Raw genomic sequence first — 22,508 nt, forward strand, 5'->3', positions numbered from 1 at the left:
ATTTAAACTTATTATAAATTATATTTGCACGTGCAAAAGTATTTTATAACAGACGGATGCATTTATGAAAGTGGAAGTTTTAATTATGAAATTAGAAGTATAAGAGATGGCATTTAAAATTGACACGAATGATTTTGTTGATTTTTTGGAAAGTGTTCCAAAACCAAACACCGGCCTTTCTGAAATAGAATTGGAAGGAGAAAAAGATATCAAGTTTATCACTCCAAAAGGCGATATTTTATTTCATGAACATTCTATTACCGAAGAATTATCTATTGTTCAAGGAAATTATCAGCTCAACGACGATGTATCGATGTCAGGCAGAGGAGATTCATCTCTTTTAGAAATGCATTTCAATCTTTCAAATCAGAAAATCGGTTATATTAATCCAGGTTCTGTAAAAGAGTTTACTGCTCCAATGTCAGGCAATATTACTTTTCTTTCTGCAGAAGATAATCATGCGAAAATTGATTTCAAAAAAGATATTATTTACAATACTTTCGATATTCATCTTCCTGTAAATGTGTTGAGTAAATATGAGGGAGAATCTAGGGTAATGGATAGCTTTTTAAATAATATCCAAAAAAATAATAGTAATGCTCTATCTAAAAATGAGATTAAAATTGGCGCCAAGATTTATGGTGTAATTCAGGATATTAAAAACTGTTTTTATAAAGGTCTTACTCGAAAAATCTATATGGAATCTAAAATTTATGAGCTTATTGCTTTAAGTCATCATGATTTAGATCAGGAAAAAGAAGCTACAAATTTAAATGGAAGCGATATAGAAAAGATAAAATTTGCAGCACAATTAATTCGTGAAAACATTGACAATCCTTATACTATTGTAGAACTTGCCCGTAAAATTGGCGTAAATCAAACCAAGTTAAAAGAAGGTTTTAAAACGGTTTTTGGTGAAACGGTTTTTGGATATCTCCAAGAAATCAGAATGAACAATGCAAGACATTATTTAACCGACACTTCCCTTTCTATACAAGAAATCAGCCTACTTTCTGGCTATCAAAATGTTTCTAATTTCAGTATCGCTTTTAAACGAATATTTGGCTACCCGCCTACTAAACTGAGGGTTAAAATTTAGTTTTCAGTCGCAGTATTCAGTCTGTGGCGAGTAAGCTTTGTCAAAGTTTAAAACTTTGACAAAGCTTCTAGACTTCTAAAGCAAACTGAGACTGAGACTGAGACTGAAAACCTCGACTAAAAACTAACTCCAAAAAATTTTTAAGGTATTATTAAGCCCCTAATTTTTCCGTGAACAAATTTGTATTCGTAAATTAGCAATTACAAAAACATATCTTAAATGACAATACTTACCTTTACGCTGATCATGATTCTCGGTGCCTTTTTAGCAGGCTTTATTGGTTCATTATCAGGCTTAGGAGGCGGTATCATTATTATTCCGCTTCTTACTATTCTTCTCGGTGTCGATATTCATTATGCTATTGGAGCTGCTTTAGTTTCCGTGATCGCCACCTCTTCAGGCTCTGCCGCTGCTTATGTAAAAGAAGGAATTACGAATATGAGAATGGGAATTTTCCTTGAAATTGCTACCACTATCGGAGCAGTTTGTGGTGCTTTACTTTCTACTATCGCTCCTACTTCTTTTATTGCGGTTTTATTCGGTTTAACTTTGATTTTTTCGGCTATTAATTCGCTTCGAAAGAAAGAAGAACATATCGTTTTAGAATCTAGTCCGTTGGCTAAAAAACTAAAATTAGAGGGAACTTATCCAACACACGATGGCGAAGTCGTAAAATACGGAACCAAAAATGTTATTGGCGGTTTCAGTATGATGGGAGTTGCCGGAATGATGTCTGGTCTTCTCGGAATTGGTTCTGGTGCTTTTAAAGTTATTGCTATGGATAATATTATGCGTGTTCCGTTTAAAGTTTCTACTACAACCAGTAATTTCATGATGGGAGTTACCGCAATGGCAAGTTCTGTAATTTATATTCAAAAAGGATATATCGAACCTGGAATTTGTATGCCGGTTGTAATTGGAGTTTTGTTTGGAGCAATGGCTGGAGCAAAAATCTTAGTAAGAACAAATCCGAAGAAATTGAGAATATTTTTTGCCTGCTTGATCTTTGTTTTGGCAATCAATATGATTTATAACGGACTAAATGGAAAAATCTAATATGATACAAGAAGAAAAATTTGGAGAAAAAGATTTTCAAACTATTATAGGAAACTTGCTTCGTTACGGAGTTTGGATCTCGTTATCAGTCGCTTTTATTGGCGGAATCGTATATCTAATTCACAACGGAAATCAGATCGAAGATTATTCTGTTTTTAAAGAAAACGACCGAAATATATTTGAAGTTATCGCCGCTGTCTACAACGGAGCAATTCAAGGAAACGGAGAATCATTAATCTTTACAGGTATTGTGCTGCTGTTTTTAACACCTGTTTTGCGTGTTTTGCTTTCGTTATTCTCGTTTTTATTAGAGAAAGATTATTTATATGTCGGCATTACTTTAATTGTAATAATGATTATCATTATCAGTATTTCGTTTGGATTTTCACACTAGGCAATTGTAGATTTTAGATTTTGAAATTTTATGGAAATAGGAATAGACAGTTTTGCTTCGGCAATGTATGGCGATAACAACACTTTGAGCAGTGTTGATGCTATGGAGCAACTTTTGCAGAGAATTGAATTTGCAGATCAAGTTGGTCTTGATGTTTTCGGAATTGGAGAACATCATAAAAAAGAATTTTTAGATTCTGCTACAGCTGTTATTTTAAGTGCGGCTGCGGCAAGAACCAAAAATATACGTTTAGCAAGTGCCGTTTCGGTTTTGAGTGCGGCTGATCCTGTACGAGTGTATCAGAGTTTTGCGACTTTAGATTTAATTTCGAAAGGAAGAGCAGAAATCGTCGCTGGTCGCGGTTCTGCTATTGAAGCTTATCCCCTTTTCGGATATAATTTGAATGATTATGATAAGCTTTTCAGCGAAAAACTAAATTTGCTTTTACAGATTCGTGACAACGAATTTGTGACTTGGGAAGGAAAATTTCGTCCTGCACTAAACAATCTTCCTGTTTATCCGAGAGCTTTACAAGAAAAACTACCGATTTGGCTTGGCGTTGGCGGAACACCTGAATCTTTTATTAGAGCAGGTTCATTGGGGCTTCCGTTAATGGTTGCTGTTATTGGCGGACAAACGCATCGCTTTAAACCTTTAGTCGATTTATATCGTGAAGCTGGAGCAGCAGCGGGTTACAAACCAGAAGAGCTCAAAGTTGGTTTGCATTCACCTGGTTATGTTGGCACTACAACAGAAAGTGCAATTGCAGATTACTATCCAGGTTATGCCGAATTATGGACCAAATTAGGATACGAAAGAGGTTGGCCTCCTGTAACCAAAGGCAAATTTGACGGTTTAATTGATGATTTAGGCGTTTTAATTGTGGGTAGTCCGGAAAGAGCTGCTGAGAAAATCCTTCGTCACAGCGAAGCACTTGGTGGAGTTGACCGATTTACTTTCCAAATGGATAATGCTGGTTTGACGCACAAACAATTAATGAACGCCATAGAATTAATTGGAACAAAACTGATTCCGTTGATTAAGAAAGGATAATTTTTAATTTAAAATAATTGAATTGCGTCCAGCTTTAGCTGGATGATTATAGTCTAAATAAAAAAGGCTTTAGCCCAAACTCGCAAAGTTTGGCTAAAGCCTTTTTTAATCTCAATCAGTTCCTCCATTTAAAACTGAAGACAATTCATAAAACCTTTGAACCTATGTACCTCTACACCTTTGAACCTCAAAAGAAAAGCATCGTCATAGACGATGCCTTTTGTTGATTTGCAATTTTTCAACGAAAACAAACCAGTTTAGAATTTATAGGTAAAACCAACTCTAAAGTTTCTTGGCGCTTCAGTTTGCCAGTAGTAAGCATTTAACCAGCTGTAGTATGAACCGCTATATAGATATTTATCTAAGATATTGAATACGTTTGCAGTAACTTTAAATTTACCTGTTTCATAAGATAAACCTCCGTCTAATTTAAAGTATGAAGGCAATCTTTCTAAACCAGCACTCCAAGTATCCGTTTGGCGTCCGTCAAGGAAAGTTCCACCGATTGAAGCTCCAAAACCTTTTAATTTTCCATGTTGAAGCGTATAATTTAACCAAGCATTTGCTGTGTGTTTTGCATAACCTGGAACAATATCTCCTACCTTAATTCCTGTTGCCGCAGAAACGGCAGGATCAACTTTGTTTACAATAGATTCTGTGAAAGCATAATTTGCAATCAGGTTCAGTCCGTCAAAGATTTTTCCTCTCAAATCAAATTCAAAACCTTGCGCTCTTTTTTCTCCTAAAACTACACTAAACTGCTGTCCAGGAGTATTCGCAGGATCAGATGTCAATTCGTTTTTCTTTAAAATGCTATAAGCTGCCAAAGTAGTACTCCAAGATCCGTCAAACCAATCTTTTTTAATACCAATTTCCATATTATTACCTGTAAGCGGTTTTACTTTATCACCGTTTTTAATAATACCAGATTGTGGCGTAAAAGCCTGATCGTACAATCCATAAACTGCAAAACTATCCGTAATAGAATAACTTAAACCAGCACGAGGCGTAATATGGCTATCAGAAATTGGATCTCCTCCCCAACTTGCCTGACTAATCCAAGTATATCTCGCAGCAAGAGTAAGTCTCAATCTGTTTTCCATAAAACCTAACTCATCTTGAGCATAACCGGCAGCATATTCTGAACTCATCAATCCGCCAGCAGCAGCAGCTCTTTGGCTAAGAGGTGTTTTGTGATCAAATTGCGGGAAACCATTTGAAGGCGCTCCATAATTTGGATTGTAAACATTAAACGGATTATCAACTGTATCTAAATCATGTGATTGTCCCCAATCTGCCATATAATCTTTACTTCCTAAATCTACTCCTCCTAATATTTTGTGCGAAACATTTCCTGTATTGAATTTTCCGTTCACAAATACTTGTCCTAAATACATATTGCTTTCAGCATCCCAAATACCAACATTTCTGATGATTTCTCCATAAGCAAGATTACCTTCGGGAACACCGTCAAAATCTCTATCAGCTGGCCCAGGCCCTACAACACCAGGCCATGAACTATATCCTTGCTGAATATATTTAAAATAAGAAGTCTGTGCAGTAAGTTTCCAGTTTTCATCAAACTTGTGTTCGAACTGAAGATATCCGCTATGATCCTGAATATTAGTATCAGGCAATCCTGGTTGCGTCATCGTAAAACCTACAGGCAAAGTTGCGTAACCTCCCGCCGCTGGTCCAAAAACATAGTACGAACCTACTTCAGTCATATTTGCATATTGGAAATTATATTCAGCCGTGATTTTTGTTTTATCATCAATTTGATACGAAAGTACAGGAGCAATTACATAACGGTTATTGTGCTCAAACGGACGGTGCGATCCTTTGTTTTGTGCAGCTCCGTTAAATCTATAAAGTAATTTTCCTTTTTTATCTAATTTTCCGTCAAGATCAACGCTTACTCTGTAAAAATCATAGCTTCCGCCAAGAACACTCACCTCACCTTTTGTAACTCCAGTTGGCTTTTTAGTCACCACATTGTACAATCCGCTTGGATCTCCGCTTGAAAGCATGAATCCTGCTGGTCCTTTTACAAATTCAATATGATCTACAAAACTCATATCTTCTGTTAATGGTCCCCAGAAAGAAGAAACAACGTTGAAACCATTTCTAAAAGCCTGAATTTGAGAACCTCTCATTGTAATATTAGTATATAAATCTCCCCAGTGCTCTAAACGAACAGCCCCACTCACGTTACGAATTACTCCGTCGCTCATACTCGTAATTTGCTGATCTTTTAAAGTTTGTCCGCTTACGATTTGTATGTTTTGTGGAATTTCTAAAACAGGAGTTTGAAGACGCAATGATAATGAAGGCTTATCTTGCTTGTATTTATTTTTTGTAATAACCACTTCATCAAGATCTTCCTGACTTTCAGAAAGAGAAAAATTCTTAGTTGTTACTTGTTTTGAATTCACAACAATTTTATCTTCAACAGCCTGAATTCCAACTCCATTTAATACGATCGTATACGTTCCTGGTTTTACATTTTTAATTTCGTAATGTCCGGAAACAGTTGTAATGTCTGAATATTTTGTTCCTTTTAAAGCTACAGCAATATTTTCTGCTGGTTTATTGCCACTCAGAGAAACTTTTCCGTTTACAGTTCCAAGCTGTTGCGCCATCATATTTAATGAGCTCAAAAACAGCACAAAAAAATAAACTTTGGCATTAATAATTATTTTCATTGGTTTTGATTTTAAATTGAGCGACAAAAGTATGTGGTAATCTCAACTTTTCCAAATTATTTTTATCCATTCTAAATAAATACAACAAATTTATAGTCAATCAGTAGAAATAATTTCAAAACCACTATTCTAAGTTATTTCGTGATAATATTAATCTGCATTAAGTTTGAAACCGAAATCTATTTCTATCTTTATACTTCGAAAATTCAAAAACCAAAAACAAATAACTTCCTGACATGAAATCAAATACAATAAGAAAAGTTGCCATTGTAGGCTATAACAGAATTCCTTTCGCGAGAGCCAATACGGCCTATTCTAATGTGGGAAACAAAGAAATGATGATCGCAGCACTTGATGGTCTTATTGATAAATACGATTTGAAAGGAAAATTATTAGGAGAAGTTGCTGGAGGTGCTGTAATTAAACACACTTACGACAATAATTTAATTCGCGAATGTGTCATGCAAACCAGCCTAGATCCTGCAACTCCTGCATGCGATTTACAACAGGCTTGCGATACTGGAATTGAAAGCGCTATTTACATTGCAAATAAAATCGCTCTCGGACAAATCGATTCTGGAATTGCTGGCGGTGTAGATTCTATCAGCGATATGCCGATTGCAGTTAGCGAAAAACTTCGAAAAATTCTTTTAGAAGCGAGACAAGCAAAATCATTAGGCGGAAAAATTAAAACATTTTTAAAGCTTCGTCCGAAAGATTTATCGCCTTTAGTTCCTAGAAATGAAGAATCTCAAACGGGACTTTCTATGGGCGGACATACTGAAATCACTGCAAAATATTACAAAATAGGTCGTGAAGAACAAGATGAATTTGCTTTAAGAAGTCATTTGAATATGGCAAAAGCGTATGATGAAGGCTTTTTTGATGATATGATTACACCTTTCAACGGATTAAAAACAGACAATAATCTGAGAAGAGACAGTACAATTGAGAAATTAGCGAAATTAAAACCAGCTTTCGATAAAGTAAACGGAACATTAACGGCAGGAAATTCAACTCCATTAACTGACGGCGCATCTTGTGTTCTTTTGGCTAGCGAAGAATGGGCAAAAGAGCAAGGGCTTCCTATTTTGGCTTACATCACTTTTGCTGAAATTGCTGCGATTGAATACGTTAAAAATCAACAAAATCTTTTATTGGCTCCTTTATTTGCTGCTTCAAGAATGTTGGAAAAAGCAGAATTAAACCTGCAAGATTTTGATTATTACGAAATTCACGAAGCTTTTGCAGCTCAAACTTTAGCCACTTTAAAAATCTGGGAAAGTCCTGAATTGAGTAAAGAAATTGGCTTAAAGAAACCTCTAGGAGCAATTGATCGAAATAAACTGAATGTAAAAGGAAGCAGTTTAGCCGCCGCGCATCCATTTGCGGCAACTGGCGGAAGACTTATTGGCGTAATGGCTAAATTATTGAACGAAAAAGGTTCTGGAAAAGGATTAATTTCGATTTGTGCTGCTGGCGGTCAGGGTGTAACCATGATAATCGAAAAATAAATAATAAACTTATATATCGTTGTCAAAGTTTAAAGCTTTGACAACGATATTTTTTAAATTAAAAAGCAAACTCTTCAACTGAAGACAACGCTTTTGGCAACGCATTTGCACCAAAATCAGGAATTGCTGTTCCTTCTACTCTAAATGTCGTTACATCCGTCATTCCCATAAAACCTAAAACAGTACGCAAATACGATTCTGAAAAATCGTAGCTTTTATACGGACCTTCGGAAAATATTGCACCCGAAGCAATTGACAAGTATACTTTTTTATCGTTTACCAGTCCTTTTGGCGATCCGTCAGCATAACTGAAAGTCTTCCCTGCTCTTGCAATCTGATCGATCCAACCTTTTAAAACTGCTGGAATTCCGAAGTTGTACAAAGGAACTCCAATCACAATAATATCAGAATCTAGTAAATTCTGAATCGCTTCATCTGAATATTTAAGCGCTGATTTTTGTTCTTCAGAATGTGTTTCTGCAGGCGCATAAACGGCACTAATATGTGAACCCGTTAAATATGGCAAAGGTGTTTTAGAAAGATCAAGAGTTTGCACAGTACTGCTTGGATTTAATGCTTTCAGTTTCTCGATAACAGCATTAGATAATTGGTTACTAAATGAATTTTCTCCATTAGTACTTGTTAGTATTTGTAGAATCTTTTGGCTCATAATTATATATCATTTGTTTTACAATACAAACTTATTTACATTTACTATCTCTTTTATAGTACTATCCTTGAGGATAGCGCTATCCTCTAAGATAGTAACAAGAAAAACATGGAAACAACAGCAGATATCATAAGTGAAATAGCAGAAAAAGATTGTAAACCTCAAGAATGCATGGCAGCGCTTTTGCCTGTTAGAGATGCCTTAGAAATCTTAAGCGGCAGATGGAAACTTCCTATTTTAATTGCATTAGACGGAAGTCCTAAAAGATTCAAAGAAATTTCTAAAATCATTGATGGAATTACAGACAAAATGCTTTCTAAAGAACTGAAAGATCTTGAAATCAATAAATTGGTAACAAGAACGGTTTACGATACTTTTCCGCCAACGGTAGAATATTCGAGAACAGAACACAGCAAATCACTTACCAATGTGATTATAGCCTTGAAAGATTGGGGAACATTACATCGAAATGAAATTATTGGAAATCGAAATGAATAATCGAAATTTCAAATCATAAAAAACAATATAAAATACTTACTTTTTAAAACTGTAAATCAATAATTTATAGTAAATTAGGGCTTCCTTACCATTTAGTTTCTTTTTAAAATTTTGTTACGCTTTATTTTAAACACTAAAATTATGGAGTCAAAAATACCCGAAGGTCCTCTCGCCGATAAATGGAGTCTTTACAAGTCCAAAGCCAAGTTGGTCAATCCTGCAAACCGAAAAAAGCTCAATATTATAGTAGTCGGAACAGGTCTTGCGGGCGCTTCGTGTGCGGCTTCTCTTGCTGAACAAGGTTATAATATCAAATCTTTCTGCTTTCAAGATTCTCCAAGACGTGCGCATTCTGTTGCCGCTCAAGGCGGAGTAAACGCTGCTAAAAACTACAAAAATGATGGCGACAGCACTTTCAGAATGTTTTATGACACCATAAAAGGTGGTGATTTTAGATCTCGGGAAGCTAATGTTTATCGTTTAGCTGAATGCTCTGCTCATCTTATCGATCATGCTGTGGCACAAGGTGTTCCTTTTGCTAGAGAATATGCGGGTTATTTAAACAATAGATCTTTTGGTGGCGTTCAAGTTTCTAGAACTTTTTATGCTAGAGGTCAAACGGGACAACAGCTTTTATTGGGCGCATATCAGGCCTTAGAACGTCAAGCATCTTTAGGAAAAGTTGCTTTATATACGCGTCACGAAATGCTCGAACTTGTCGTGATTGATGGCAAAGCCAAAGGAATAATTGCACGAAATCTTGAAACAGGAATTTTAGAACGCCACGCTGCTGATGCTGTTGTTTTGGCTTCTGGCGGTTACGGAAAAGTATATTATTTGTCTACTTTGGCAATGGGTTGCAATAGTTCGGCAATTTGGCGCGCGCATAAAAAAGGTGCTTTTATGGCTGGCGTGAGCTGGATTCAGTTTCACCCGACTTCTCTTCCGCAACATGGAGAAAATCAATCGAAACTTACTTTAATGTCGGAATCGCTGCGAAATGACGGCCGAATTTGGGTTCCTAAAAAAGCGACAGATGATCGAAATGCAAATGCGATTCCCGAAGAAGAACGTGATTATTATTTAGAACGTCGATATCCATCTTTTGGAAATTTGGCTCCAAGAGATATTTCGTCACGGGCTGCAAAAGAAAGAATTGACGCTGGTCATGGAGTTGGACCAATGAAAAATGCTATTTATCTCGATTTCTCGGATGCTATTAAAGCACAAGGAAAAGATAAAATCGAAGCCAAATACAGTAATCTTTTTGCGATGTATGAAAAGATTACAGGCATAAATGCATATAAAGAACCAATGTTAATTTCTCCTTCAGCGCATTTCACTATGGGCGGACTTTGGGTTGATTATGAATTGATGACTACGATTCCTGGTTTATTTGCTTTAGGCGAAGCTAATTTTGCCGATCATGGCGCAAACCGACTCGGAGCAAATTCGCTACTTCAGGCTTGCGTAGATGGCTATTTTATTGCTCCTTATACTATTCCAAACTATTTGGCGGGCGAATTAAATTTGCCAAAACCTGATATTTCACATCCTGCTTTCGAAGAAGCCGAAAAAACTGTGAGAAGACAGTTGGATCGTTTTCTCCATACTAATGGAACACTTTCAGCAGATTATTTCCATAAAAAAATCGGACGCCTTCTCTACGAAAAATGTGGTCTTTCGCGAAGCAAAGAAAAGCTGGAAGAAGCCTTGGTCGAAATTCGAGAGCTAAAAGCTTCTTTTGAAAAAGATCTCAGAATTACTGGTGATAATACTCTAAACAGTGAACTCGAAAAAGCAGGTCGAATTGCCGATTATATCGAATTAGCCGAATTAATGTGTTATGATGCGCTTCAACGCGAAGAATCTTGCGGTGCTCATTTTAGAGAAGAATATCAAACTGCTGATGGCGAAGCTGTTCGAAATGACAAAGAGTTTTGTTATGTCTCAGCTTGGGAATGGAAAGGTCTAAATAACGAACCCGAACTTCATAAAGAACCTTTGACTTTTGATGCGGTTGAACTTGCTGTGAGAAGCTACAAATAGAATTATGAATTATAAGTTATGAATTGTGAGTTTTTAAAAGATGGCTTCGACTTCGCTCAGCCTGACAAGTAACATCTGAACTTGAAACCTGAAACCCAAAAAAAATAAAACCATGAAACTTTATCTTAAAATTTGGCGGCAATTTAATTCTTCAACCAAAGGAGAAATGACAGATTATGAAATTGATGGTGTTTCAGAGCATATGTCGTTTCTAGAGATGTTGGATCTTTTGAATGAATCGCTTATTCAGCAAGGAGAAAGAGTTATTGAGTTCGATCATGATTGTCGTGAGGGAATCTGTGGGCAATGTGGCGTGATGATAAACGGACGAGCGCATGGTCCTCTCAAAAATACTACAACTTGTCAGCTTCATATGAGAAGTTTTAAAGATGGAGATACCATTTATATTGAACCTTTTCGCGCGAAAGCTTTTCCTGTTTTAAGAGATTTAAAAATTGATCGTAAAGCTTTTGATTCTATTATCGCATCTGGTGGATTTATAGGAGCTTCAACTGGTCAAGCGCCAGAAGCAAATAGTATTCCCATTTCGTATGAAACTGCCGAAGCTGCTTTTGATGCCGCAGCTTGCATTGGATGCGGGGCTTGTGTGGCTTCATGTAAAAATGCTAGTGCAGCTTTGTTTGTCGGTGCCAAAATAACGCATCTCGCTTTATTGCCTCAAGGAAAAGTGGAAGCTTCTAAACGCGCCATTTCAATGGTAAAACAAATGGATGAAGAAGGGTTTGGAAATTGTTCTGACACTCGTGCATGCGAAATAGAATGTCCGCAAGGTATTTCTGTGCTTTCGATTGCCAAAATGAATTATGAATATAGTAAGGCCGTTTTGCTTAGAAAATAAAATTTTGTTTATCGCAGATTTAATTTAATCTGAATACTGTAATTTTCTGAAAATATTTCAAACTTTTTTTTCGCCACGAATTCACGAATTATTTTTATAATCTGTGCTTAATAATGTGCGCTGAATTACACTAATTTTTTGGTAAAAATCCGTGAATTCGTGGCGGAAAAGGAACTAGAACCTTAGAATTAAACCGTAAAATACGGAGTAAGTATATCTTCAAAATTATAAAGTCCTTTTTCTTTCTCTTTTATATTTTCGGCAACAAAAACAACTCCGTTTCCGAAAGCTTCTCTCGAAATAGATTCGTGTATTAAACGTACAGTTTGAAAAGGAAAACCAAAAATAACTTCATGTTTTCCAACGATTCCTCCTGCCCTCACAACATTAATATTTTCTTTGTCAACATCTAGCGCTTCGGCAATTTTTACTGCTGTTCCAGATGTTCCTTCTTTGGCTTTAAAGTGTTCTTCGTTTACTTCAATATCAACCCAAGGAGCGATTTTCTTTAAAAATTTGGCGGCAAACAATAAATAGTTAACTCCTAATGTAATATTTGGCGACCAAAATACGGTGGTTTTATCTGCCAATTTCTTCAGTAATTTTAATTCTTTTTCTTTGTAATGTGAAATTGCTGAAATGATTTTCACTTTATATTTTGCTGCTGTTTCTCCATACGTGTAAATTCCTTCACTTGAAGAAAAATCGATTATGACATCTACCGGATGTTTTTCTAATAATTCTTCAACAGAGGTATGAGAACTAGAATAGATTAAGCCGGGTTCATCTGACTGGATTCCAAAAAACTCAGGAACTGATCTGTGTTCCAAAACATTACTTTGTCTTAAAACCCATTCAAGGCTGAATTTTTTATTTTCTAATAGTATTGAAGCTACTGATTTTCCAGTTTTTCCGAATCCGATTAATCCTATTTTCATAAGCATTTATTTTTTTGTGGGCGAAGCGTGCCCGGTTGAAAATATTGATATTGCAAAGTACTCAATATCAATCCTAATTTTATTTTTTTAGACTGCCGTAAAACCGTCTTTTCATAAAAATAGAAAAATCATAACAGAATTACTAACAAAAACTTCATTTTATAACAATAAAAGAGTCAATTAGTACGATTTTATCTATTAATATGAAATTTATAGGTTCGATTTGACAACTAAGTGCTTATTTAAATTATTCCATTTTAAATGTTAAAAATTGACTTTAAAAAAAAGATTTGATGACATACAAGTAAACTTATTTTGACTAGTTTTATGGCCTGATATCCCCCAAATAAATATCGTAAATAATGGCTTACAATAACAATGGATTACTTCGTTTTCTAGATGCGCAAAACAAATTGTATTTAACAGCTCTAGACGAAATTAAAAATGGCAAAAAAGAATCTCCTTGGATGTGGTTTATATTTCCTCAAATAAAAGGAATGGGTTCTAGTGATAATTCCAAATTTTACGAAATTAAAAATGCCGATGAAGCAATTGCTTTTCTTGAACATCCCATTTTAGGAAAACATCTTTTAGAAATAACTTCGGAACTAGTTAAAAAAGAAGAAAATGTTTCTGATATTTTTGAAGGTCTTGACGTAGAGAAACTTCAATCGTGTATGACATTGTTCGCCAGTGTTCAAAATTCTGAACCAGTTTTTCAGGAAGTTCTTCATAAATATTTTGATGGCTCTTCTGATTTTCATACGTTGCAATTATTGTACAGCAATTTATAAGAGGTAAGAATCGTTTTGCAAACTTGCAGTTTATTCTAAAAATTAGGGAGATATAACTGCATTTCTAAATAAGATATTTATATTTGCAACGCTGTTGCGTTTATTTATTTGATAATTAAAGCTTTAAATATCCAGCAGAAATACCACGGAATGAAAAAGAAGATTACAGCAGTAAATTTCCTGATGTCTTTTGCAGTATTGTTTGCCATGCTGTTTCAGACGGTTCACTCCTATGAGCATATTTTAAAGCAATCAGCAGAAAAACACTGCGAACATAAATATACTCCTGGTCAAAAAGAAATAACGCACAGCCACTCGGTCGATGCAAATTGCCATATTTGTCACTTTGCTTTTAGTACGTTTATTCCAAACGCATTCCAAACTTTTACATTTTACCAAACAATTGCTGAAACCTCTTATACATTCTTATATTTTGAGGGAATTTCAACATTTTTCAAAGGCAGTCTTTTTGCACTGCGCGCACCTCCTGCATTCTTTTAATTGCTGCACTTTATTTAAAATTAAAAGTCTTTACTCATTTATTCTAATCGAATAAAAGAAAATTCACATTACAGCTTTTTGATTCGGATTCTTAAATTCTAAATCAAAAACATGTTTATTCATTGCAGTAATTTCAACAAAAAACTAATAATCAAGCTTTTAAAACTCATTAAAAGCCTGAAATTTTCTATATCTATTTTATAAAAATCAAATTTTCAACAAATAATTTTATGCTTACAGCAACAAATCTTACTAAAAAATATGGCGATCATACTGCCCTAAATGGCTTAAACTTAACAGTAAAAGAAGGCGAAATCTTTGCTCTATTAGGGCAAAATGGCGCCGGAAAAACTACAACAATTAACCTTTTCTTAGGCTTTATTGAACCAACCTCAGGCGAATTAGAAATCAATAATATTTCCGTAATCGAAAACAATCAGGAAACCAAAAAACATATTGCCTATATTCCTGAAACGGTAATGTTATACCCAAATCTTACTGGTTTAGAGAATCTTAAATTCTTTTCGTCGTTAGCAGGATTCAAATATTCTGATGGAGAATTGACTTATTTCTTAAACAAAGCGGGATTGCAAGCCGCAGCACATAATCAAAATTTAGGAGGATATTCTAAAGGAATGCGCCAAAAAGTGGGAATTGCGATTGCGATTGCTAAAAAAGCAAAAGTGCTTCTTCTGGATGAGCCTACTAGCGGTTTAGATCCAAAAGCTTCTAATGAATTTTCTCAGATTTTAAAAGAGCTTTCTGCAGACGGAACTGCAATTTTAATGGCAACTCACGATATTTTCAGAGCCAGAGAAGTGGCTTCGCACATTGGGATAATGAAACAGGGAAATTTAGTAACCGTTATCGAAGCTGATAAAATTTCGGCTAACGAACTAGAAGATTTGTATTTACAGACTGTTTAAGATGAAAAATATATTTTCAATACTATTTTTTATCGGACTAGCCAATCAAGTGCAATCACAGGAAATAAAAGGAAAAGTTATCGATAATAATTCAAAAGAAACTATTATTGGGGCATCTGTACAATTATTAAATTCTGATAAAGAAACCAGTACAGATACAAACGGAAATTTTAATCTTGAAGGTCAGGGAACAATTGAAATTTCGGCTGTCGGGTACAAAACCATGCAGTTGAAATCAAGTTCTGATTTTATGACCATTCGGCTTGAAATTGACCGAAATGAATTGCAAACTGTTGAAATCGTGGGACGTTCAACCAAAAAATACAACAGCGATTATTCATTTGCTGCAACAAAAACTGCGGCTTTGAACAAAGATATTCCGCAATCCATTTCAACGATAACCAAAGAATTAATTGCAGACAAAGGCGCTTTTTATCTTGCAGATGCTGTTAAAATGTCTAGCGGTGTAATTCCGGCAAGTTATTACAATCAATATACAATTCGAGGTATCAGCCAAAATGAAGAAGGACAGATTATTAACGGAATGCGAACACGCCAGTATTATTTTCTTCAGCCTCTAACGAGTAATATTGAACGCATTGAAGTTATAAAAGGTCCGTCAAGCGCTACATTTTCTTCTGTTGATCCAGGCGGAAGCATTAATATGGTTACCAAAAAACCTTTGGCAATTGACAGAAAGGAAGTCAGCATGAGTGTAGGCAGTTTCAGTACTTTGCGCGGAACTCTTGATTTTACAGGTCCTTTAAATGAATCTAAAACGCTTTTGTATCGTGTAAACGGTGCGTATCAGCAGGCAAAATCATTTCGCGACTTAGTCAATAATAAATCGTTTTTGATCTCGCCTTCTTTCAGTTATATTCCAAATGAAAAAACGGCTATCAATACGGAATTGATTCTAAGCGACATGACAGGAGTTTTAGATCGCGGACAGCCTATTTTTGGAGCCGTTGCAGGAAAAACAAGTCTGAATAAAACTCCAATAAGTTTAAATCTTGGCGCGCCTGGTGATTTTTTCAAGTCGAAAGAAATGATTTTGATGACCAATTTTGCACATAAATTCAATTCTAAAATTGGTTTTAATGCATCGTATATGAAGCAAACTTGGACAGAAGATCTTCAGGAACACAGAACCACAAATGGTTTTGCGGTAGATATGAACAATCAGCCTGTTACAAGTCTTGCCATGATGCAGTTTGTACAACGTCAGCAAAATTGGGATATTGACAACTTAAGCGCTTATTTGAATTTTGATTTAAAAACAGGAAAACTTAACCACAAATTATTGACAGGTTACGATTTAAGCAGTTGGAATAAAAATAAAGGCGGCGGACAAAATGCAGGAAGAGGTTATTTATTGAATGACGGAACGGTTGCCAGCACTTTTGTTTTGGCGAATGCCTCAAACTATCAAACAGTTACGATTGATGGCGTTGTTTTGCCAAAACCGAATGTTGATTATTTTAATTTGAATAATCCTGTCTATAAAATTACAAGTCCAGAAGATTATACTTTGAATGTAAGAACGGCACTGCCATCAGCATTAACGACTACAAATGCTATTTACATTCAAGATCAGATTCAATGGGAAAAGTTTACTTTTTTATTGGGTTTACGAAACGAATGGTTTGAGGACATTACAAACTATCAAACTAGCAACGAACTGACCGTTAAAAAATCGGCTTTATTGCCAAGAATCGGGATCACTTATGCTGTAAATAGTGCGATAAATGTTTATACAACTTATCTAGAAGGCTATCAGCCTCAATCTAATACTGTGACTCTAATGCCTCAAACGGGTTCTTTGCCAGGCGGAAGTTTGTTTGATCCTTTAGAAAGCGATTTGAAAGAAGTCGGGGTAAAAACCACTTTTTTAAACAACACCATGACTTTTAATGCTGCCATTTACGAAATCAATCAGCGTAATATTTTGATGAATGCAAATGATCCGGCAAATCCAGATTTATTGGTGACGCGAGGTGCTGAAAGAAGCCGTGGTTTTGAATGCGATTTAGCTGGTTATATAACACCAGATTGGCAAATTAACGCTTCATACAGTTATATCGATGCTGAAATTACAAAAGACAGTAATCCTGCTTTAATTGGTGCAAGAAAACAAAATACGCCGAAAAATAGCGCCAATTTATGGACACGCTACAACTTTGCTGCTGATTCTGCTTTAAAAGATCTTGGAATTGGATTTGGAGTTCAGTACCAAAGCAGTAAAGTGCCTTGGTTCACAAGAGATTTTACACTACCTGATTTTACCATTTTTGATGCGGCTTTGTTTTACAAACCCAACAAAAGCAATGTGCAAATTGCTCTAAATGCAGGCAATTTATTAAACAAAACCTATTGGCTTGGCGCACAGAATTATCTGCGTTTATTTCCTGGAAGTCCTAGAAATGCAAACCTTACAGTAACTTATAAATTTTAATTTATATGAAATTATTACATATAGAACTCCTTATAGCCAAACATTTTAGAAACTCTGTTTTTAAAAATCCGGCACTTTATATTATTACCTTTTTTATTGGCGTATTGCTTTTATTTGCTGCTTTTTCGGGCTGGGACAATTACAAAAGCCAAAACGAAACTAGCGAAAAATACCAACATGAATCTCGTGAAGACTGGTTGAAAAATCCAGATAAGAATCCGCATAGAATGGCGCATTACGGCAATTTTGCTTTTAGAAAAAGTACCTCTTTAAGCGTTTTTGAATTTGGAATGGAACCATTTTTTGGAAATGCAATTTTCCTAGAAGCGCACAAACAAAACACAGCCAATTTTTCTGAAGCTGGTTTTTCAAACAGCATGCTACGTTTTGGAGAAATCAGCATTGCAATGGTTTTGCAGATTTTACTGCCTTTATTAATCTTTTTTGTTGGATTTAATTCTGTTGCTTACGAAAGAGAAAACGGAACTTTAAAAATTCTTTTAAGTCAAGGAATTAATTGGAAACAGCTTTTATGGGGCAAAATTCTGGGCGTTGCTAGCGTGGTTATGCTTCTTTTTATTCCGACTATTATTGTGTTGGTTTTAATCTGGTTAACGCTTCAGAACTTTTCAATTTCGACAGATGAAATAATCAAAATGCTTTTATTTATAACATTTCACTTTGTTTATTTAATGTTCTTTTGCGTGGTTTCCGTTTTAGTTTCGGCGTCAAGCAAAACTTCAAAAAAAGCTTTGGTTTCTTTAATTGGAATCTGGTTGATTTTGACAATTATTCTGCCAAGAACAACGCAGGCAATTGGAGCTTATTTGTACGAAGCACCGTCTAAAATTCAGTTTACCAGCAATATTGAAAATGACATTTTAAAGCAAGGTGACAGCCACAATCCAAATGACTTACATTATAAAGCAATAAAAGACTCTTTATTAAGAGTTTACAAAGTCGATTCTGTACAAAAACTTCCTTTTAATTATTCTGGATTTATTATGACTGAAGGTGAAAGAATTAGCTCGAATATTTATAATAGACATTTGGAAGATTTGCTGAAAATTTATGCCAAACAAAATAGTTTTTCTAAAGCTGTTTCGCTTCTGAATCCTTATATCGCAATGAAAAACTTATCGATGGGATTATCTAATACGGATTATGATTCGTACATCGATTTTCAAAAACAAGCTGAAGTTTACCGTTACGATATGGCGCAGAAAATGAATGCTTTGCAGGTCAAATACATTAGTAATAAAAAGCCTGGACCAAACGAAAAACCTTTAAAAATTGGAAAAGAACATTGGGCAGATCTTGAAGAATTTCATTATGAACCAAAAAACATCAGCGAAGTTTTAAAAACTGAAATCATTTCCATTATATCTATTCTTTTATGGGTAATTCTGTTGTTTGTTTTGATCAGAATTGCCGCTAAAAACCTAAAAGCCATCTAATATGTTAGTACTCTTATTTAAAAATTTTATACGCTCAAAAGGTACCAAAATTGGATTACTTTTTTTATTGATTATTGGTTTTATAAGCCTTTTAATTGGTCATCAATTTCAGGAAAAACAACAAAATAATATTACCGAAGCAACTGTTTATCAAAAAGAACATATTGCCAGAAATGCCGCTTTTCATAAAGATGAAATTGGGCTCCTACTCTACTACATTAAGTTTTCATTGGTCAACAATACGTTGCCTATTAATAGTTTAGCAATCGGACAGCGCGATGTAAATCCTTCTATTCAAAACGTTACGATCCGTGGTTTAGAAGGTCAGAAATACGATTCTGAACTCAATAATCCGAGTAATCTTTTATCAGGAAATATCGATTTTAGTTTTGTGCTTTTGTATTTGTTTCCGCTTTTGATTATTGCTTTTTCGTATAATATTATTTCTGAAGAAAAGGAATCTGGAACTTGGAAAATCGTCGCAGTACAAAGTCCGAATACTTTTTTATACATCTTAAAACTATTCTATGTTAGAATTTTAAGTTTGATCGCACTTTTGACTTTAATTCTTTTGGTTGCTGTTTTGTTTTTACAAATTCCGCTTGATAAATCGTTTTTCGTATTTTACGGATTATCTGTTTTGTACATTTTGTTTTGGTTTACGGTTTGTTTTTTCATTGTTTCACTTCAGAAAAACTCAAACTTCAATGCTGTTATTTTATTGACAATCTGGTTGTTTCTTATTATCATTCTTCCTGCCGGAATCAATACGTATATCATTAATAAATATAAAGTTCCTGAGGCGTTAGAATTGACACTTACGCAGCGAAATGCCTACCATGAAAAATGGGATATGGATAAACAAGAAACGGTAGATAAATTCTACAAACACTATCCGCAGTTTAAAAATTATGTGCTTCCTGATGAAGAATTCAGTTGGCTTTGGTACTACGCGATGCAGCAAATGGGCGACGACGAATCGGCGGTTCAGTCAAAAGAATTAGAATCGAAATTAGAACAGCGAAACCGTGCAGGTGAATTAATCGCGCAGTTTATTCCAACGCTTCATACCCAAATTCAGTTAAACGAAATTGCAAAATCTGATTTACGAAATCAGCTTTTATTTTTAAAGGAAACGACAAAATTTCACGAAAAACTGCGTCTTCATTTTTACCCGAAAATATTCGACAATGCGCCTGTAGATCAACAAAAATGGGAAGATTTTAAAGTTGAAACTTTCAAAGACAACTCTGAAACGAGTTTTATGAAAGCCTTTTTACCATTACTGCTTTTTAGTCTTTTATTGATTGGTTTTGGATGGCGAAATTTTAATAGAAAAGTTATTATTTAAGTTTTTTTTTAACCGCAAAGGCACAAAGAATTACGCAAAGTTCGCAAAGTTTTTTAGACAAAGCTTTGCGGACTTTGCGTTTTTTGTTTTTACACTGCTAAGAGTTACGCAAAGGGCGCAATGGGATACGCAGAGAACGCTAAGAGTTATTTTGAGATTTTATATAAATTTCGCAATTTACGTTTAAAAAACTTAGCGTGCTTTGCGTGTCCTTTGCCCCTTTGCGGTAAAAAAATTGCGGTTAAAATACAACCAAACGAAACCTTTTCTGAATAAATTTTACGGAAACACTCAATAATTTTATTTTATTTAGAATTAATATAAATAAACTTTTATATTTGCCGCTTTCTGAGCAAAATTGAGTAGTTTTTAAAATTTACTTTAATATTGCTTTCTTCAAAGTAAATTTGTTTTAATGAATAACAATGCCAGTTTCGAATTAGATCTTTTCCATTCCTTTAAGGAAGGAGACGAAACTGCATTCAAGTTTTTTTACGATAAATACTTTAGGAGAATCCAGTCTTTCAGCGTCCAATTTATTTACGATCAGGACGAAGCTGAAAATCTTGCTCAGGAAGCCTTACTACACCTATGGCAAAGTAGAGAAGAAATAGAATCTATCAACGGAATTCAAGCTTTCTTGTTTACTTACTCCAAATCAAAATGCTTGAATTTAATCCGTCATAATAAAGTGAAGGATAAATTCAAAAATGACCTATTAAACCACAAAGAAAGAGAATTGGATATCGAAGTTTTAAATTCGATTCAGTTTGACACTTTAGAATTAACCGAATTAGAACGTATAATTCAGGAATCTATCAGCGATCTGCCACCAAAAACCAGAGAAGTTTTTATAAAAAAACGCTTTGAAAATAAAAAAAATGCAGAAATCGCAGAAGAGATGGGAGTTACTTTAAAAGCTGTAGAAGCCCATATGACAAAGGCTTTGAAGATTTTAAAGACTAAATTATCTGATTATTTGTTCTTAATTTTTATCCTTATTTATAATAATTAAGAATAAAGGGTAGGGTATTTTAATTCTGAGGTGTACTTATAATGGCGAGAAGTTTTAAAAAGCATATATGACATCGGAAATAATAAATAAATACCTTTCTAACGAAGCTTCAGAACAAGAAGTTCAGGCACTTTTTGATTGGATCGAAGCATCGGAAGAAAATAAAAAACAATTTATAAAAACTAAGAAGATTTGGGCATTAACCACTCTTTCTTGTGATTTATCTATTGAAACTGTTCCGGTAATCCAAATGAAATCAAAAAACAAAATCAGACAGTATTTACAATATGCTGCTGTTTTTTTATTGTTTTTGGGTTTAGGAACTACTATTTACTTATTTAACAGTAAATCTGAAACTCCAAAAGAAATTGTTCTAGAATTAGGCGACGGCCGTCTGGAATATTTCTCAGGAAAAACTCAGACCACGTTGTTAAATGACAAAGGCGATTTGGTTGCCAAAAAATTTCCGACTGAAATTATTTACTTCGGCAAAGTTCAGGATCACAAAGTGATTTATAATACGCTTTCTATTCCCTACGGAAAACGTTTCAAACTTAAACTTTCAGATGGTACTGTTGTGAGTTTAAATTCTGGAACAACTTTGCGCTATCCGGAGCAATTTGGCTTAAACGGAAACAGAAATGTTTACTTAACTGGTGAAGCATTTTTTGAAGTTGCCAAAGACAAATCGCATCCGTTTATAGTTCATGCTAATCAGGCAGATATTGAAGTTCTCGGGACAACATTTAATGTGAGCGCTTATCCCGAAAACCCTACAGTTAATAGTACATTAATTGAAGGAAGTATTAAAATGTCTGAAGCTGTTAATCCTACTAACTCCATTTTGCTTGAGCCAAACCAAATGGCGACATGGCAGAATAATTCAAAAAAACTGGTCTTAAAAGAAGTCGATCCAACCTTTTATGCTGCCTGGACAAAAGGCGAACTTGCTTTTAAAGACACCCCATTTTCTACAATCGCTAAAATTATTCAGCGTACTTATGATGTTGAAATTATCAACGAAAATTCTGATTTGGCCAGACAGAATTTTACAGGTACAATTAAAATCAGCGAATCTAGTGTCGAGAACATTTTAGACCTGCTAAAACGTGACACGCCTTTTAATTATTCTATTCAACAAAAAACCATTACAATCACCAATCCGCGATAAATA

Annotated in this window: 19 protein-coding genes; 16 read left to right on the top strand and 3 right to left on the bottom strand. The window is 34.8% G+C overall.

The window, feature by feature from the left end:
• Nucleotides 1-106: 106 nt before the first annotated feature.
• The 4 genes from ACE01P_RS05010 to ACE01P_RS05025 all read left to right on the top strand — a co-directional run bounded on the left by ACE01P_RS05010 (nt 107) and on the right by ACE01P_RS05025 (nt 3,602).
• Nucleotides 107-1,099 carry a helix-turn-helix domain-containing protein gene (locus tag ACE01P_RS05010; protein WP_379694935.1) on the top strand — a complete coding sequence of 331 codons (993 nt, stop codon included), beginning with the start codon at nt 107-109 and terminating at the stop codon, nt 1,097-1,099.
• Between the two features lie 219 nt (nt 1,100-1,318).
• Nucleotides 1,319-2,155 carry a sulfite exporter TauE/SafE family protein gene (locus tag ACE01P_RS05015; RefSeq protein ID WP_306160104.1) on the top strand — a complete coding sequence of 279 codons (837 nt, stop codon included), beginning with the start codon at nt 1,319-1,321 and terminating at the stop codon, nt 2,153-2,155.
• 1 nt (nt 2,156) lies between these two features.
• Nucleotides 2,157-2,549: a DUF1634 domain-containing protein gene (locus ACE01P_RS05020; protein ID WP_379694937.1), complete on the top strand. Its 393-nt coding sequence runs from the start codon at nt 2,157-2,159 to the stop codon at nt 2,547-2,549.
• A 30-nt stretch (nt 2,550-2,579) separates the two neighbouring features.
• The gene (locus ACE01P_RS05025) at nt 2,580-3,602 is read left to right on the top strand and encodes an LLM class flavin-dependent oxidoreductase (RefSeq protein ID WP_379694939.1); all 1,023 of its coding nucleotides are present in this window, start codon (nt 2,580-2,582) and stop codon (nt 3,600-3,602) included.
• 257 nt (nt 3,603-3,859) lie between these two features.
• On the opposite strand, the gene ACE01P_RS05030 is transcribed toward ACE01P_RS05025, so the two are convergent.
• Nucleotides 3,860-6,307: a TonB-dependent siderophore receptor gene (locus tag ACE01P_RS05030; protein WP_379694941.1), complete on the bottom strand. Its 2,448-nt coding sequence runs from the start codon at nt 6,305-6,307 to the stop codon at nt 3,860-3,862.
• 236 nt (nt 6,308-6,543) lie between these two features.
• On the opposite strand from ACE01P_RS05030, the gene ACE01P_RS05035 reads away from it, so the two are divergent.
• Nucleotides 6,544-7,821 (top strand): acetyl-CoA C-acetyltransferase, encoded by a 1,278-nt coding sequence (locus ACE01P_RS05035; protein WP_379694943.1) that lies wholly within the window; start codon nt 6,544-6,546, stop codon nt 7,819-7,821.
• A gap of 58 nt (nt 7,822-7,879) precedes the next feature.
• On the opposite strand, the gene ACE01P_RS05040 is transcribed toward ACE01P_RS05035, so the two are convergent.
• On the bottom strand, nt 7,880-8,491 hold the full coding sequence (locus ACE01P_RS05040; RefSeq protein WP_379694945.1) for an FMN-dependent NADH-azoreductase: 612 nt from the start codon (nt 8,489-8,491) through the stop codon (nt 7,880-7,882).
• A gap of 108 nt (nt 8,492-8,599) precedes the next feature.
• Here ACE01P_RS05040 and ACE01P_RS05045 point away from each other — a divergent pair, with 108 nt between their 5' ends.
• The 3 genes from ACE01P_RS05045 to ACE01P_RS05055 all read left to right on the top strand — a co-directional run bounded on the left by ACE01P_RS05045 (nt 8,600) and on the right by ACE01P_RS05055 (nt 11,897).
• Nucleotides 8,600-8,989, top strand: coding sequence for a winged helix-turn-helix transcriptional regulator (locus ACE01P_RS05045; RefSeq protein WP_379694947.1), 390 nt, complete (start codon nt 8,600-8,602; stop codon nt 8,987-8,989).
• Between the two features lie 141 nt (nt 8,990-9,130).
• On the top strand, nt 9,131-11,038 hold the full coding sequence (locus tag ACE01P_RS05050; RefSeq protein ID WP_379694949.1) for a fumarate reductase/succinate dehydrogenase flavoprotein subunit: 1,908 nt from the start codon (nt 9,131-9,133) through the stop codon (nt 11,036-11,038).
• Between the two features lie 112 nt (nt 11,039-11,150).
• On the top strand, nt 11,151-11,897 hold the full coding sequence (locus ACE01P_RS05055; RefSeq protein ID WP_379694951.1) for a succinate dehydrogenase/fumarate reductase iron-sulfur subunit: 747 nt from the start codon (nt 11,151-11,153) through the stop codon (nt 11,895-11,897).
• 188 nt (nt 11,898-12,085) lie between these two features.
• On the opposite strand, the gene ACE01P_RS05060 is transcribed toward ACE01P_RS05055, so the two are convergent.
• A complete protein-coding gene (locus ACE01P_RS05060; protein ID WP_379694953.1) occupies nt 12,086-12,835 on the bottom strand; it encodes a 4-hydroxy-tetrahydrodipicolinate reductase in 750 nt (249 codons plus the stop codon).
• Between the two features lie 362 nt (nt 12,836-13,197).
• Between ACE01P_RS05060 and ACE01P_RS05065 the strand changes: the two genes are divergently transcribed.
• From ACE01P_RS05065 to ACE01P_RS05100, 8 genes are all read left to right on the top strand, one after another.
• Nucleotides 13,198-13,629, top strand: coding sequence for a DUF1810 domain-containing protein (locus ACE01P_RS05065; protein ID WP_379694955.1), 432 nt, complete (start codon nt 13,198-13,200; stop codon nt 13,627-13,629).
• A 150-nt stretch (nt 13,630-13,779) separates the two neighbouring features.
• Nucleotides 13,780-14,130 (top strand): hypothetical protein, encoded by a 351-nt coding sequence (locus tag ACE01P_RS05070; protein WP_379694957.1) that lies wholly within the window; start codon nt 13,780-13,782, stop codon nt 14,128-14,130.
• Between the two features lie 230 nt (nt 14,131-14,360).
• Nucleotides 14,361-15,056, top strand: coding sequence for an ABC transporter ATP-binding protein (locus tag ACE01P_RS05075; protein WP_379694959.1), 696 nt, complete (start codon nt 14,361-14,363; stop codon nt 15,054-15,056).
• Nucleotide 15,057: 1 nt separating this feature from the next.
• On the top strand, nt 15,058-17,511 hold the full coding sequence (locus ACE01P_RS05080) for a TonB-dependent siderophore receptor (protein ID WP_379694961.1): 2,454 nt from the start codon (nt 15,058-15,060) through the stop codon (nt 17,509-17,511).
• Between the two features lie 5 nt (nt 17,512-17,516).
• The gene (locus tag ACE01P_RS05085) at nt 17,517-18,968 is read left to right on the top strand and encodes an ABC transporter permease (RefSeq protein WP_379694963.1); all 1,452 of its coding nucleotides are present in this window, start codon (nt 17,517-17,519) and stop codon (nt 18,966-18,968) included.
• A 1-nt stretch (nt 18,969) separates the two neighbouring features.
• Nucleotides 18,970-20,319, top strand: a complete 1,350-nt coding sequence (locus ACE01P_RS05090) for a DUF3526 domain-containing protein (protein WP_379694965.1) — start codon at nt 18,970-18,972, stop codon at nt 20,317-20,319.
• A gap of 415 nt (nt 20,320-20,734) precedes the next feature.
• Nucleotides 20,735-21,334 carry an RNA polymerase sigma-70 factor gene (locus tag ACE01P_RS05095; RefSeq protein ID WP_379694967.1) on the top strand — a complete coding sequence of 200 codons (600 nt, stop codon included), beginning with the start codon at nt 20,735-20,737 and terminating at the stop codon, nt 21,332-21,334.
• Between the two features lie 67 nt (nt 21,335-21,401).
• On the top strand, nt 21,402-22,505 hold the full coding sequence (locus ACE01P_RS05100) for a FecR family protein (protein WP_379694969.1): 1,104 nt from the start codon (nt 21,402-21,404) through the stop codon (nt 22,503-22,505).
• The last annotated feature ends 3 nt before the right edge of the window (nt 22,506-22,508 follow it).

Source organism: Flavobacterium sp. HJSW_4, assembly GCF_042436695.1.
GTDB lineage: Bacteria > Bacteroidota > Bacteroidia > Flavobacteriales > Flavobacteriaceae > Flavobacterium.